At 70.8% G+C, this 14304-nt stretch carries 11 protein-coding genes; 4 read left to right on the top strand and 7 right to left on the bottom strand.

The window, feature by feature from the left end; all coding sequences use genetic code 11:
- The first annotated feature begins 365 nt into the window (after positions 1-365).
- Both ctaD and ACFU6I_RS02400 read left to right on the top strand, forming a co-directional pair.
- Positions 366-2162 (top strand): cytochrome c oxidase subunit I, encoded by a 1797-nt coding sequence (gene ctaD, locus ACFU6I_RS02395; protein WP_384360488.1) that lies wholly within the window; start codon positions 366-368, stop codon positions 2160-2162.
- A 53-nt stretch (positions 2163-2215) separates the two neighbouring features.
- Positions 2216-2536 carry a hypothetical protein gene (locus ACFU6I_RS02400; protein ID WP_384360490.1) on the top strand — a complete coding sequence of 107 codons (321 nt, stop codon included), beginning with the start codon at positions 2216-2218 and terminating at the stop codon, positions 2534-2536.
- Between the two features lie 116 nt (positions 2537-2652).
- On the opposite strand, the gene ACFU6I_RS02405 is transcribed toward ACFU6I_RS02400, so the two are convergent.
- Together ACFU6I_RS02405 and ACFU6I_RS02410 are read right to left on the bottom strand one after the other, a co-directional pair.
- Entirely contained in the window at positions 2653-3300 is a 648-nt protein-coding gene (locus ACFU6I_RS02405) for a protein-L-isoaspartate(D-aspartate) O-methyltransferase (RefSeq protein WP_384360492.1), read from the bottom strand.
- Positions 3301-3307: 7 nt separating this feature from the next.
- Positions 3308-3538: a hypothetical protein gene (locus tag ACFU6I_RS02410; RefSeq protein ID WP_384360494.1), complete on the bottom strand. Its 231-nt coding sequence runs from the start codon at positions 3536-3538 to the stop codon at positions 3308-3310.
- Between the two features lie 410 nt (positions 3539-3948).
- Here ACFU6I_RS02410 and ACFU6I_RS02415 point away from each other — a divergent pair, with 410 nt between their 5' ends.
- Positions 3949-6111, top strand: coding sequence for a hypothetical protein (locus tag ACFU6I_RS02415; protein WP_384360496.1), 2163 nt, complete (start codon positions 3949-3951; stop codon positions 6109-6111).
- Positions 6112-6383: 272 nt separating this feature from the next.
- Here the strand turns inward: ACFU6I_RS02415 and ACFU6I_RS02420 are convergent, their stop codons facing one another.
- The 4 genes from ACFU6I_RS02420 to ACFU6I_RS02435 form a co-directional block, all read right to left on the bottom strand.
- Positions 6384-7289 (bottom strand): MauE/DoxX family redox-associated membrane protein, encoded by a 906-nt coding sequence (locus ACFU6I_RS02420; RefSeq protein WP_384360498.1) that lies wholly within the window; start codon positions 7287-7289, stop codon positions 6384-6386.
- 31 nt (positions 7290-7320) lie between these two features.
- On the bottom strand, positions 7321-7935 hold the full coding sequence (locus tag ACFU6I_RS02425) for a cell wall protein (protein WP_345512906.1): 615 nt from the start codon (positions 7933-7935) through the stop codon (positions 7321-7323).
- An 11-nt stretch (positions 7936-7946) separates the two neighbouring features.
- On the bottom strand, positions 7947-8369 hold the full coding sequence (locus ACFU6I_RS02430; RefSeq protein WP_384360500.1) for a hypothetical protein: 423 nt from the start codon (positions 8367-8369) through the stop codon (positions 7947-7949).
- Positions 8370-8622: 253 nt separating this feature from the next.
- A complete protein-coding gene (locus ACFU6I_RS02435) occupies positions 8623-9975 on the bottom strand; it encodes a phosphoribosyltransferase family protein (protein WP_384360502.1) in 1353 nt (450 codons plus the stop codon).
- An 856-nt stretch (positions 9976-10831) separates the two neighbouring features.
- Between ACFU6I_RS02435 and ACFU6I_RS02440 the strand changes: the two genes are divergently transcribed.
- Positions 10832-12307: an ATP-binding protein gene (locus tag ACFU6I_RS02440; protein ID WP_384360504.1), complete on the top strand. Its 1476-nt coding sequence runs from the start codon at positions 10832-10834 to the stop codon at positions 12305-12307.
- Positions 12308-12876: 569 nt separating this feature from the next.
- Here ACFU6I_RS02440 and ACFU6I_RS02445 read toward each other — a convergent pair.
- Positions 12877-14304: an RtcB family protein gene (locus ACFU6I_RS02445; protein ID WP_384360506.1), complete on the bottom strand. Its 1428-nt coding sequence runs from the start codon at positions 14302-14304 to the stop codon at positions 12877-12879.

Genomic DNA, 14304 nt, shown 5'->3' on the forward strand with positions numbered 1-14304 from the left:
GAGGCCCGGGACGGCATCGGGTCCGTCGGCGAGGCGTCCGTCCCCACCACAGGGCCGGGACCGGTCCACAGGCGGTCGGCTGACGACAGCTCAACTGCCGAGGGCCCGGCGGTGTGTGGTCTCGAAGGCGGGCGCGGGCGGGGCCGGTCGGCTGCCGAATGCGTGGGGAAGTAGGGCCGGTCGGCCCCGTGGAAGGTGCCCGTCGGTCCCTGGGGAGCGTCGCCGCTTGCGACCAGCATGGTGCGGTCGGGAAGGTCCGGTCCGTCCCCTCGTGATCCGCCGGACCTTCCCGACCGCTCCATGGAGCCGTCCGCGTGCGGCCGGGGCGCGTTCGGAGAACTGCCAGAGCTGGAGGACACGGTCCGGTGGACGCAATGGAATCGCAGGGCAATCAGGCCGCCCCTGCATATGGCCCCAAGCCCCCCGGCCCCGGGGCCGACCCCGCCGGCGCGCGGGCCGTCACCGTCGACGCGGAGGGCACCCCGGCCGGTCTCCGGCCGGCTCGGGCGGGCACGACTCGGCCCGGCACCGATCTGCCGGGCCGTTCCTCGCGCGGCCGGATCGTCGTCTCGTGGCTCACGACGACCGACCACAAGCAGATCGGCACGCTCTATCTCGTCACCGCGTTCGCCTTCTTCCTGATCGGTGGGGCGATGGCGCTGGTGATGCGCGCCGAACTCGCGCGTCCCGGGACGCAGATCATGTCCAACGAGCAGTTCAACCAGGCATTCACGATGCATGGCTCGGTGATGCTGCTGCTGTTCGCCATGCCGCTGTTCACGGGATTCGCCAACTGGCTCATGCCGCTCCAGATAGGCGCACCCGATGTGGCCTTTCCGCGGCTGAACATGCTGGCCTACTGGTTGTTCCTCTTCGGTTCACTGATCGCCGCGGGAGGGTTTCTCACTCCTCAAGGAGCTGCCGACTTCGGCTGGTTCGCCTATGCCCCGCTGTCCGACGCAGTTCACTCGCCGGGCGTCGGCGCCGATATGTGGATCATGGGCGTGGCACTGTCCGGCTTCGGTTCCATTCTCGGAGCGGTGAACTTCATCACCACCATCATCTGCATGCGTGCCCCGGGAATGACCATGTTCCGGATGTCGATCTTCACCTGGAACGTACTGCTGACCGCCGTACTCATCCTCCTGGTCTTCCCGGTCCTCGCCGCAGCACTCCTCGCGCTGGAGATGGACCGGAAGTTCGGCTCGCACATCTTCGACGCCGCCAACGGGGGTGCACTTCTGTGGCAGCACCTGTTCTGGTTCTTCGGGCACCCTGAGGTCTATGTGTTGGCTCTGCCGTTCTTCGGCATCGTCTCCGAGGTCATTCCGGTCTTCTCCCGAAAGCCGATGTTCGGCTATATCGGTCTCATTTCCGCGACGATAGCCATTGCCGGGTTGTCCGTCACCGTCTGGGCCCACCACATGTATGTCACCGGTGGTGTACTGCTGCCCTTCTTCTCCTTCATGACCTTCCTGATCGCCGTACCGACCGGAGTGAAGTTCTTCAACTGGATCGGCACGATGTGGAAGGGGTCGCTGTCTTTCGAGACGCCGATGCTGTGGACCACCGGATTTCTGATCACCTTCGTCTTCGGTGGACTGACCGGGGTCATCCTGGCCTCACCACCACTGGACTTCCACGTCTCCGACTCGTATTTCGTGGTCGCCCACTTCCACTACACACTCTTCGGTACGGTCGTCTACGCGATGTTCGCCGGATTCCACTTCTGGTGGCCGAAGTTCACCGGCAAGATGCTCGACGAGCGTCTGGGGAAGATCACCTTCTGGGTGCTGACGGTCGGATTCCATCTCACGTTCCTGGTGCAGCACTGGCTCGGTGTGGAGGGAATGCCCCGCCGATACGCTGACTATCTCGCCGCCGACGGCTTCACCGCCCTCAACACCCTTTCCACCATCGGCTCATTCCTGCTCGGGCTGTCGTTCCTCCCCTTTTTCTACAACATCTGGAAGACCGCTCAGTACGGCAAGAAGGTAACCGTCGACGACCCCTGGGGTTATGGCCGCTCCCTGGAATGGGCCACGTCGTGTCCTCCTCCCCGGCACAACTTCATCGCCCTGCCCCGAATCCGCAGCGAGTCCCCGGCCTTCGATCTGCACCATCCGGAGATTGCCGCGCTCGACCCCGCCGTACCGCACTGACCTCTGAGCCCGTCCACCACCGCAAGCCCCGCTCCTGAGGAGAGTGCTGTCCGATGTCCCATGGTGTTCTGGCGCTCGGCGTCGCCGTGCTCTGCGTATCGGGCAACGTCTGGTACCTGCCCGCCTGCATCGACCTGCGTGCCGGGCAGGACCGGCCGCGCTCCCGCCGGCTGGTCGCGGCCGCTGTACTGGCCGGGTGGGGATCGGCGGCTCTCACGATGCTCCTGCTGCTCACGCCGGTCACCCTGTCCGCGGTCGCGCTGGTGGCGGTCGCGGGCACCATCGCCACGGTGTCCCTGGCCTTCCGCGCGCGGCTGAGCCGCGGCCAGGAGCAGCGTGAAGAGGAGGCCCGCTGGGCCGCGCTCCTCCGTTGACCAACGCGTTCGCGTCCGGAACAGAACCCGGCGTACAGCCCGACCCGTCTGCCGCTTTCTCACCACCTGGATGCGACGGCCTGTCCACGGAAAGAGGCGGCGGTCTGGCGGTCTGGCTACGGAAAGCCGTACCGTCCCCGCAGACGCACGAAACGGGCTGCCGTCAGCAACCGCACGGTGACCAGCCCCGAGGAGGTGCGCCGGAACGAGATGACTTCCTCGTCCCCTCCCGGCCCGATGGGCTGTACCAGACGGCCGTCGAGCCGCAACTGCTCGATCAGTGGCACGGGGACCTCGGGGAATGCGGCGGACACGAGGATGGCGTCATAAGGAGCGAGGTCCGGCACGCCGCCGCTGCCGTCCCCGATCCGTAGTTCCACGTTCCGGATGTCCTGGCCGACCAGATTGCGCCGGGCCTGAGCGGCGATGCCCGGCCACATCTCGATGCTCACCACGTCGGCCGTCAGCCGGGCGAGCAGCGCGGTCTGGAAGCCGAGTCCCGTACCGACCTCCAGTACATGTTCGTCCCCGGCCAGGCCGAGGCTCTCGATCATCATGGCCGACAGCGAGGGCTGCGTGGTCACCTGCTCGTAGCCGATCGGCACCGGTACGTCGTCGTAAGCGGCCGCCGCACGGTTGCTGGGGACGAACTGCTCCCGCGGCGTCGTACGCACAGCCTGGAGCAGGCGCTCATCAGCGATCCCGGCCGCACGGAGGGCCCGTACGAGATCATCGGGAGTACGGGCGGAATCTCGCGAGCGCATCGGGTGCTCAGGTGTGATCGACCGGCTGTGCGAACCTCTGCCGGTGGGCGCAGTGCGCACAGCGGAAGAACTGCCCCTCGGCCTGCAGACCGTGGCCGGGAGGGTGGCTCCGACGGTTGGTGCACACCGGAGACAACCGCCGGGCAGTGCATTCCGGACTGTCGAAGACGTGCACAGCTCCCTCCGCCGCTACCTCGAACGCCATGTCGTAGTCGTCGTTGCGGAGGCACACTGTCACGAACGTTCACTCCTTGATGGACTGCGGGCCGGTGGCTCGCATGCGGCCGGCACTCGGCCCGGCTCCCGCTCGAAGGGCTGTTTCCGACTCACCGACCCACCGACTCATCTTCCACGGGCCCGATGCATGGATGCGTCCGTGCGCAGGGATCACACGGCTGGGCCCCAACCGGTTGGCCACCGGGTGGCACACCTCCTCTTCCTTCCAGGATGCCGTGCACCCCGTCCTTCCGATGCCGTCGCCGCAGGCTCACGCTGCGCCGACGCGCGGGCGGCCCCGAAGGGTGCCGTACTCGGCTGTCTTTTTCTTCCCGGTGCCTTGTCGGCTCCGGGCCCGGCCTGCCCCCACGGCCGGTAGCGTGGGCAGCGGAGACGGAGCCCTGAGAAAGGCAAGAGCGGGAAATCATGCGGATGATCTTCAATCCCGCGGAGGAGAACGAGTACGCGGCGGCCTGTGATCTTCTTGTCCACCGGTTCGACCGGTGGGCCCGGGAGAACGGGATCGACGCCGATCCGTTCGTCGTCGAAGCCGCACTGGAGTACCGCCATATCGGTACGCCGGACGGCAGGCTGGGACTATGGGACCAGCGGCACATCGAGGAGTTCCTGCTCGACTGGGTTCCGCGGTCGGTGACCGTACTTCCCGACGAGGAGCCCGCCGATGTGCCGGGCACTCTGCGGGCCCTGCTGCGGTATCTGGATGCCGTCCACCTCGCGGATCCCCGAGGGGCGTCCCTGCCCGAGGGGCTGGAGGCCGTCGACGCGGCAGCGCCGCGCCACGCGGAGGCGATGGCCGATCGCAGCCGCTGGGGCACGGCGAAGTTCTGGATCACCATCGCCGCGGAGCAGGGCGTCGACGTCCGCGACGAGCATGCGTTGCAGGACTTCGTGGGGCGGGCACAGCGCGAAGAGGTGCCCTACGACCCCGAGGTGCTTCAGGCCATCGTCGAGCGGCAGTTGCGCAGTTCCGGGCCCGTTCGGTCCGAGCCGCAGCTCCCGATCGCGCTTCCGGGCGACGACGTCCTGCGGGAGCAGGCCGACCGGTCACCGGTCCTGCGGCAGTTGCGCGGCCTTGCCGAATGGGCGGGGCGCGAGGGCCGGGTGCTCACCGGCTCCGGCAGGCTGCGGCTGTCCGATGCGCGGGAGCTCGTGGAGCGACTGGACACCGGAGACAGCACCGACTCGGTCCGCTCGTCCGCGGATCTGCCGCGCCTCGACCTCCTTGTGGAGTGGGCGAAGACGGCGAGGCTGATACGAGTCGCCAAGGGGAAGCTGTACGCGGTGGCCAAGGCGGAGCCCGTGCTGAACGACCCGCTCGGACTGTGGCGGCGCGCCTTCGACGCGTTCCGCGAGCTGCGCGGCCCGGTGCGGGGCGCGCGCGGCGGCAGGTACAGAAAATCCGTGCTGTCCGACGTGTACGACGCCTACGACATGTACGACGTCATCCTGCCCGACGTACTGGCAACCCTCTACAGCCTGCCGTACCCCATGCCCTGGCCCGCGTTGCGGGACACCGTCCACCTCGCCCACCGCTCGCGTTCGCTGTTCGGCGTCTTCGCCGCGGACTCCATCGGGTTCGAACAAGCCGACGACGATCTGCGCACGGTGCTGGGTGTGTTGGAGAGCCTGGGGGCGATCGAGTGCCATCAGGGGATGGCCGATCCTGTCTTCGCGGATCTCGCGATGAGCGAGAACGGCATCGAGGGGTGGGCCGGAATACCGGCCGAGGACGATGACGACCTCGAGACGTCGCCCGGCGCGCTGCCGGGGATGCCGGCCGGACGTGCCGGACCGCTGGGCGAGGCCCTGCCGGACGACGCCCTGTTGGACGGCGCCCTGTTGGACGAGGAGGCCACTTGGCGGGCCCGGAGACTGAAGTCCGAACTGAGCGCCGGTCCTGTTGAGTTGATCCGTCTCACCGACCTCGGAACGGACTCCGTGCGTCGTCGGCTGCTGGCCGAAGGCCGGGACGCGCCGCTGATCGGTGAGCTTGCCCAGGCCCCGGCGGCCGGCCTGCTGGGCGTCCTCGCCGATGACTACGATCCCGAGTCCGCCCGGGCGGAGCTCGCCGGGTGGATCGCCGTTCACGGCGCCCGGCCCGCAGCGCTGGAGCAGCTCGTCCACTCGGTGCGGACCATGCCGTTCCGCACCCGGGCCGAGGCCATGCTGGACGTCCTCGTCTCCTCGCTCGACGACGGGGAGCGGCTGCTGCGAAGTCTCCGTTCGGACCCATCGCTGGCTCCCACCGCGCTGAGCCTCCTGGCCCGTCGGGAGATTCTCTCCCCCGAGGACCTGACGGAGCCGGAAAGTCTGCTCATGGTCGCTGAAAGCCTGTTGCAACTCTGTGAGGCGACCGGCGCCGACGGGATGAGACACGTACTGCGCCAGCAGGGCCGTGAGGCCGAGGAGGCCATCCGGGCGGCTCTGGCCTCCGGTCACCCGGACCGGGAGGGCCTCATGAACCTTCAGGCACTCGCCGAGCGTGTGTCCCGGGAGCGCAAGGCCCACGTCGCCCTTGTTCGGCAGCGCGGCCACCGAAGGAACGGCAGACGGGGCGGCAAGCGGCGCCGCTGAGGACATGGCGCCGGGCGACCGCATGACAGCGGTGAGTCAGCCGCCCGCACCTCGTGTCCGTCACCGCGCGGCGCCGAACGGTAACGGAGAAGATCTCCCGGCGAGCGTGCCGGTTGCCCCCGGCATACAGCCCGGCTCGTCTGCCGCTCGTACGGTCGTCCCGCTACGGCGCCCGGCAGGTAGGGAGCAGAGGGCCGGACCCGCGGCTGTCGCGGGTCCGGCCCCGTCGTGCTCCTCAGGACCGTGGGGCGCCGAGGTGCCAGTCCGAGGCGTCAGCCCGCCATCGGCAGGCGCTTGCGCGACGGCACCGCGCCCAGTTCGTCCACGGCCACCGCCTCCCCGCTGTCCGCGTCGACGTAGCTGACACGGACGACCGGGTCGTCGCCGGTGTCGCGGCCGGCCGTGGCGTCGAGTGCGAACACCACCGCGACCGGACGCGCGTTCTCCCCGTCCCCGTACACACCCGAGTACTGGAGAATGCGCCACCCGTCGTCCTCCCAGTGGTCCAGCAGGGCGGACCTGACCACTGGCGCGGCGGCCTGCCAGGCAAGGGAGTTCTCCAGGAGCTCGACGCTCGCCGCGACCGGCACCTGGTGGTTTCCGGCGGCGGTGCCGAGGAGCGGGTGCCCGAAGACACGCAGCCTCGTCCGGCGCAGTGGCAGCAGCCACCACCGGTCGAGGTCGGCCGAGAGGGCGACCAGCACCGCCGCCGCCCCGGCCAGGAGGACAAGAGCACCGGCAGGCCGCTCGGAGACCACCGGCCACCAGGTGTCCTGCGCCACCGCCACCGCGGCCCCGCCGATGAGCACGACCGCCGCCCGTGCGAACGCCCGCCAGGTGATGGGGGTGTCCTCACGTGCCGAACAGCCGCAGGAGGACTCCGGTGCCATGGTCCGGCCGTAGCCGAGATAGGCGAGGAACCCCGCCCCGAGGACCGCGGCGGCGGCCCCCGGCACCGGGTTCGCCGGAATCACCAGCAGACCTGCGGCGATCAGGAGTTCACCCGCGCCGGTCGCGCGCAGCACCGTCGTGGCCCGCTCACTGCTGCGCAGCATCCGGGCCAGCGCCGTCTTCGGTGCCTGCTGCGCGGTGCCCCGGCTGAACGCCTTGACCGCTCCGGTCCACCCGAGCAGGCCCGCGAGGACCAGTGGGGCGAGGCCCGTTGTCAGTGACAGCATCTCTTCCTCTCTCTGTGTCCTCGGTCCCGCATCAGTGCCCGACGGAGATGCGGACGACGTCCACGGAGTTGTCGGACGGCCGCCAGGCACCGAGCACCTGGGCGCTCTGCCCGATACGCAGCCGGGACAGGTCGGACGTCAGTGCGCGGCCCGCGTAGGAGGCGCTGGCGTCCGGGGCGACGTGACCGACCAGTTCGTGCTGCCCGTGGGCGAGGTGCAAACGGTTCTTCGCGATGCCGCGGATCTGCGTGTCCAGGTTCACGATGTTCACCCACACCGCGTCGGCGGCCACGGTGCCGTCGGGCATCTTGACGCCGCGCGCGTAGAGCCCGTCGCCGACCTCGATCACCTCGGCCGTGGTGGCGCGCACCTTCCACACGCTGGTGACGTTGGTCATCTGCACCCGGGAGTGGCCGCCCTGGGAGCCCGCCACCTCCAGGACGCTGCCGGTGATGCCTGTGATGCGGCCCTCCACGAAGGTGGACCTGGCTATCGCGGGGTCGAGCGAGGGCTCCGCGGCGAAGGCGGCCTCGGCATCGAGGCCGCCGAGCGCCGTCGCGCCGACGATGGTCGCGCCGCCGAGGGCGGCAGTGGTGAGGAAGCGCCGACGGCGCATCCCGTCGGCCCGGTCGTGTCGTACGGTCATGTCCGTCCCCCTCACTCGTAGATGTAGACCGGCAGCTTGCCGGAGCTGAGGTTGCCGATCGCCGAGAAGGCGGCCGGGGTCAGGTCGAGGACGCGGTTGGTACGACAGGCGCCGTTGCAGCACGTCGCCTCTCCGCACCAGTCCTTGGTGCGTGGACCGCAGTCGGTGATCGTGATGCACACCGTCGCGCCCGAGCACTGGTGTTTCACTTTCATCACCGCACCGCAGCCGCGTCTGGGGATGTTCTCGCCGCAGAGGTCGGGCCGGGTGATGTTCCAGCACGCCTGTGAGGCGTTGGGCCACGCGCCGTGGTGTGCGCTGGACTGGCAGTTGCCGCAGGCGCCGCCGCCGGCGCTGGAGCATGGGCCCCAGGCGTTGCCGCAGCAGAACCAGCTGGTTTCACCGGCCCACAGGCTGGTGGATCCGCAAGCCATCGTGTTGCCTCCCCTAGGAATGACAAGTGCATGACAAGATGCGAGTCGACCGGGGACGGGCACAGGTCAAGCGGGGATGCCCACGCCGCGGCCGAGGATGGTTGTGCGAGCGAAGCAACCCAATGATGCGCGTAGACAACCGGGTTGCATAGATGGCCTCATTCCGCACCGCCGCATGCCTCGATCGAGGGGGACCCAGGAGGCGTGCACAGCCGTGCCGGAGCGCGGCGGCGGCCGCGCGCCGCGCCGACGCTCAACCTCCCGGTTCTGCGCGAGGCCCCAGGTGGCCGGTGAACCACTCCGTGGCCAGGTCCGCCACCTTGGTGAGAGCGCCAGGCTCCTCGAACAGGTGAGTGGCACCGGGGACCACGGCGAGCCGGCTCTCGCAGCGCAGCTGTGCCCGGGCCTGGCGGTTCAGGTCGAGCACCACCTCGTCATCGCCTCCGACGATGAGCAGCGTGGGTGCGGTCACCGCCGGCAGGCGCGGCCCGGCCAGATCGGGCCTGCCGCCGCGGGAGACGACCGCCACGACCTGGGAGCCCGGCTCCGCCGCCGCCCACAACGCGGCGGCCGCGCCGGTGCTGGCGCCGAAGTAGCCCACCGCGAGGTCCCGGGCCTCGGGCTGTTCGAGCAGCCAACGAGTCGTGTCGGTCAGACGGCGGGCCAGCAGGGAGGTGTCGAAGACGTTGGCCCGGTCCAGTTCCTCCTGCGCCGTGAGGAGGTCGAACAGCAGCGTGGCCAGGCCGACCTTGTTCAGCGAGGTCGCGACGGAGCGGTTGCGCGGGCTGTGCCGGCTGCTGCCGCTGCCGTGGGCGAACACCACGAGGCCCGTGGCCCCTTCCGGGACGGCCAGCTGCCCGGCGAGCCGGACCGGTCCGGCGTGCACGACGACTTCCGGATCCGCAACGGGCGGAGTGGCGGATCGTGCCGCATCCTGCGGGGCCGAGCCCAGCTGATCGCTCTCCGGCAGCCGGTCTGCCGCCCGTTCGAGGCAGGCGACGACCTCGGAGTCGGTGGTCTGCGCGAAGTCCTCGTAGAACTGCCCGATCCCGAGGAAACCGACCGGGGTGGACAGACACACCAGCTCATCGGCGGCGCCCTGCATCCTGGCGGTCCAGCCTTCCGGTGCCACGGGGACGGCGAGCACCACCCGGGCCGCTCCGTGGCCGCGCGCGATCAGGCAGGCGGCCCGGGCGGTCGACCCGGTGGCGACGCCGTCGTCGACGACGACCGCCGTCCGGCCCCTGACCCCGGTACGCCGCCGGCTGCCCCGGTAGCGCCGGGCACGCCTGTCCAGCTCCGCACGCTCCCGCTCCTCCACAGCGGCCAGTTCCTCCTCGGCCGTTCCCGTCGCACGCATCACCTCCTCGTTGACGACACGCACGCCGTCCTCACCGATGGCTCCCATGCCCAGCTCCGGCTGGAAGGGCACGCCGAGCTTGCGCACCACGATGATGTCCAACGGCGCTCCGAGGGCCTCGGCGACCTCCGCCGCCACCAGCACGCCACCACGGGGAAGGCCGAGGACGACGATGTCCTCGCCCGCGAGGTGTGTCAGCTGCCCGGCCAGTCGCCGCCCCGCGTCAGGGCGGTCGGTGAACTGCATGGTCCAGCCTCCTCGATGCGGCAGAACCCGGCCGCGACACCCGGCCCGGACGCCTGCACCCGGGATTCCCGGGGCGGGAAACGTGCCGACCACGGTCGGTCCTCGTGGGCGATGCGGCACGCTCGCGGCTCCTGCGGGCCGTCGGAGTCACGTTCGTCGGTGCGGGATGCGGCCCGCCCGGGACACGCTGTCCGTCGAGCCGGTCCCTTCGGTTCACCACCGACCACGAGCGGTACGGAAACGGTCCGATGCCGGCCGACCACATCGACTGCTCCGGCCGAGCCGGACGGCCGCCCTCGCGGCTCTGTCCGCAGCGCCCACGCCCGTCGATGTCGGCCGGACTTCTTGCCGGCCCTGCCTCACGCCCCACGCTACTCGCGTTCAGCAGAGGCGCGAGCGCCGAACGCTTCACCGCCGCAGCCCACCATGACCGCCGCCCCGGCGCGCCAGGGACCCATTCCTCCGCACCTCATGAATGCGGGTGAACGGATGACGTGGCCGATACCTCGGTGGGGTGCCGGTCGACGGACGGGGCAGGTGTCCACATCCCGTTCACGGCCGTCCCGGATCCGGCCGGGACGGTTCGTAGGCCCTGGACCGTCCACGCGTCGGGGGCCGGTGCCGCCCGCCGGACGGCGTCGCCGCTCTCCACCCGACCCCCTCACCGCGCCTTCGGGCACCCACGTCGACACCGGACCACCGCGGTGCGCGGCACCATCGGCCCGCACATCGCACAGCCGCACCGCATCCCGCCACTGACATACGCTGCCCGGTCCCGCTCGTTGAGAGGCGCGGCGGCCACCCCGGAGGTCTACTGGGTCTGAAGGCTGCCGCCGAACGAGGGGACAACCCACCCGTGCGATCCGCCACCGCCACTGCTGCCCGGCCGAAGGAGCTCTTCGACCGTGAGGCCGAATGGGACGCGCTCGTCGCCTTCGCCCGCGATCCCCGGCCCGGGCCTGCGGTCGCCATCGTCACCGGGCCCCGCCGGCAGGGCAAGAGCTTCCTGCTCCAGCAACTGACCTCGGCGACCGGTGGCTTCTACTTCGGAGCCCAGGACGTGGCGGAGGCGGAGTCCCTCCGGCGGCTCGGCGACCAGCTCGCCCGTCACACCGGTGCCAACCGGCCGACCCGCTGGAACTGCTGGGCGGACGCGCTCGACGCCTTCGCGACTCTCGCGAGCGAACGTCCGCTGCCCGTCGTCATCGACGGCTTCCCCGAGCTCGTCCGGCAGAGCCCCGCCCTGCCCTCCGCCGTCAACAGCGTCTGCCGCCGACTGCGCGAGGCGGGCCGGTCCAACCGGGTGAGGCTGCTGCTGTGCGGCAGCGCCATGCCGATGATGCGCCGACTGCTCGGCACTGCCTCGACCTCGGCAGACCTTCAGCTGAAGATCCTTCCCCTGGACTTCCGGCAGGGCGCGCGGCTCTGGAACATCGACGATCCGCGCCTCGCCCTCCAGGTCCACGCCGTCGTCGGCGCAAGCACCGCCTTCCGGTACGACCCGGCCGGCGAGGACATCCCGGCCGGCCCCGACGATTTCGACGCCTGGGTGTGCCGGACCGTCCTCAACCCCCGCCTTCCGCTGTTGTGGAAAGCCGGACACATCATCGAGCAGGAGCCCGACGGCTGGGACCGCGGCCTGTGCCACTCCACCCTGGCCGCGATCGCCGACGGCTGCTCGACGCCCGGCGCGATCGCCGACTGGCTGGACCGCCCGGCCACCGAGGTGCCCCACCTCCTCGCCGTGCTGCATGACTGCGGCCTCGTCCAGGGCGTACCCGATGCCTTCCGGCCGGGCGTGACCCGCTACCGCATCACCGAGCCGCTGCTCGCCTTCGACCACGCCGTCATACGCCCCAACCGCATCGCCCTGGGGCAGCAGGGTCCCGCAGAGGTCTGGAAGTCTGCACGGTCCGTCTTCGAATCCGCCGTGGTCCGGCCACATTTCGCCCAGGTGTGCCGGGACTGGGTGACCGGGTTCGCGTCCCGGGACACCTTCGGCCCCCGACCCGTCACCGCCTCCGCCGGGTCGCTTCCAAGGGGTCAGGGGCACCGGCCGGTCGACGTCGATGTGGTGGTCCGCGGCGAGGTCCACGGCCGTGCCGGGGTCCTGCTCTCGGTCGGCAGGGCGTGTTGGGACGAGGTGATGGACGTGCACCACCTGCACGAGCAGCTCCAGGTCCTGGCCGAACTCGCCGACCGCGGCGAGGACGTGAGCCGGGCTCGGCCGGCCTGCTACAGCGCGGCCGGGTTCAGCCCGCGTCTGCGCGAGGCCGAGGCGCGAGGCGAGGTGGTCCTGGTGGATCCCGACCGGCTCTACCACGGAGAGTGAGAGTCAGCATCCGGCTTTCCGCCGTGCTCCGACGGGATGCCGCCACCGGTGGTCGGTCGGCACGAGCGAAGGCGCCGTTCACGGGCTCGCCGCCCCGCGGCAGTCGATGACCGCGCCTCTTCCGCGGACCGAGCAGACGGCGGTCTGCCGCATGGGGACGTCGCCCCGGCGCGCCGTGCGGTGACGGGCAGGCCGGACCCCGTGGCACGGCTCCCAGTGGCGCGGCCGGGTTCCCGGTGCGGCGCCGGAGCCGGTTGCAGGGGCCGAGTCGTCGAAGCCACGGTGTCGGACGGGCCGGGGATCGACGAGTGCCGCAGGCCGTTGAACGGCACGGTCCGGTGGCTGCTTCGATGACGTGCTCGTCGCCGTGGGGGAGAGGCTCCGACCGGGGGAGAGGCCCTTGATCGTCGTCGCCGACACCGACGGCTGCGTGGCGCGGAGCCCGCCTGCTCGTCGGCGAACCGGGCGTGCGGGATCGCGGGGTCTGCGCCGAGCAGCCGTTTGTCGCGGACCCGCACGGAATGGGGCCTGCGGGGAAGCCGAGCCCATCTCTCCCGGTCCGCGCCGACTCATCCCTTGACGACGCCCAGTGGCACCAGGCGGACGATCAGCCGGGCCAGTCCGGCGCCCTCGGTGACGGCGGCGACCGTGTCGACGTCCTTGTACGCCTCCGGCGTCTCCTCGGCGAGACCACGCCACGAGGAGGGGCGCACGGCGATGCCCCGGGCCTCCAGCTCGCCGCGAAGCCGCTCCCCGCGGACCATGCGCAGCGCGTGGTGGCGGCTCCAGACCCGGCCGGCTCCGTGGCAGGCGGAGTGGAAGGCGTCGTTGCCGGGCAGGCCGACCATCACGTACGAGGCGGTGCCCATCGTCCCCGGGACCAGTACCGGCTGGCCCGCCCGGACGAGGTCCTCGGGCAGGCCCGGGTCGCCCGGTGGCAGCGCCCGCGTGGCGCCCTTGCGGTGGACGCACAGTGAACGTGCCACACCGTCCACTTCGTGGGTCTCGAGCTTCGCGGTGTTGTGCGAGATGTCATAGACCAGCTCAAGACCGACGTCCGCAGCGGTCGCGAAGGCATGGCGGGTGGCTTCGGACAGCAGCTGGCGGTTGGCCCGGCCGTAGTTGGCGGCCGCCGCCATCGCCCCCAGATAGGCGCGGCCCCGCGGCGAGTCGACCGGCGTGCAGGCCAGCTGCCGATCCGGGACCTGGATGCGGTACCGGTGCAGTTCCTGGTCCATCACGCGAACGTGGTCGGTGCACACCTGGTGGCCCAGGCCGCGTGAACCGCAGTGGATCATGACGCACACCTGGCCCACCCGTAGCCCGAAGGCCGCTGCGGTGGCCGGGTCGTAGACCTGGTCGACCGCCTGGACCTCCAGGAAGTGGTTGCCCGAGCCGAGGCTTCCCACCTGGTGGAGGCCCCGCTCGACGGCGCGCCTGCTCACCTGCCCCGGGGCCGCGCCCTCCAGGACGCCGTAGTCCTCGCAGCGCGCGAGGTCGCGTGGCACACCGTGGCCGCGCTCGACCGCGTAGCGAGCGCCGCCGACCAGCAGGTCGTCCATCTCCCCGGCCCCCGACAGCTTCCACAGACCGCCGCGCCCCATGCCGCGCGGGATGGTGCTGTCGAGGATGTCCATCAGCCGCCGCATCCGGTCGTGGCCGAGCGCCTCGCGGTCGATGCCGGCGGCCAGCAGTCGTACGCCGCAGGAGATGTCGAACCCGACGCCGCCGGGCGAGATGACGCCGCCGTGGGAGATATCGGTGGCGGCCACCCCACCGATCGGGAAGCCGTAGCCCCAGTGCACGTCGGGCATGGCGAAGGAGGCGCGGACGATGCCGGGCAGCGTCGCCACGTTCGCCACCTGCTCCAGCGCCTTGTCCCCCGCCGCCTGCGGCAGCAGCGCCCGCGAGGCGAACACCACCCCGGGCACGCGCATCGGCTCCCGCTGCTCGATCCGGAAGCGGTACCGGTTCTTCTCCACCAGTGCGATCTCCAC

Origin of the sequence: Streptomyces sp. NPDC057486, from assembly GCF_042802415.1 — a bacterium.
Taxonomy (GTDB): Bacteria; Actinomycetota; Actinomycetes; order Streptomycetales; family Streptomycetaceae; genus Streptomyces; species Streptomyces yanii.

Coding starts and splice junctions, on each gene's coding strand:
- ACFU6I_RS02405 (WP_384360492.1), bottom strand. CDS start 3,300: ATGCGCTCGCGAGATTCCGCCCGTACTCCCGATGATCTCGTACGGGCC.
- ACFU6I_RS02415 (WP_384360496.1), top strand. CDS start 3,949: ATGATCTTCAATCCCGCGGAGGAGAACGAGTACGCGGCGGCCTGTGAT.
- ACFU6I_RS02400 (WP_384360490.1), top strand. CDS start 2,216: ATGTCCCATGGTGTTCTGGCGCTCGGCGTCGCCGTGCTCTGCGTATCG.
- ACFU6I_RS02425 (WP_345512906.1), bottom strand. CDS start 7,935: ATGACCGTACGACACGACCGGGCCGACGGGATGCGCCGTCGGCGCTTC.
- ACFU6I_RS02435 (WP_384360502.1), bottom strand. CDS start 9,975: ATGCAGTTCACCGACCGCCCTGACGCGGGGCGGCGACTGGCCGGGCAG.
- ACFU6I_RS02430 (WP_384360500.1), bottom strand. CDS start 8,369: ATGGCTTGCGGATCCACCAGCCTGTGGGCCGGTGAAACCAGCTGGTTC.
- ACFU6I_RS02420 (WP_384360498.1), bottom strand. CDS start 7,289: ATGCTGTCACTGACAACGGGCCTCGCCCCACTGGTCCTCGCGGGCCTG.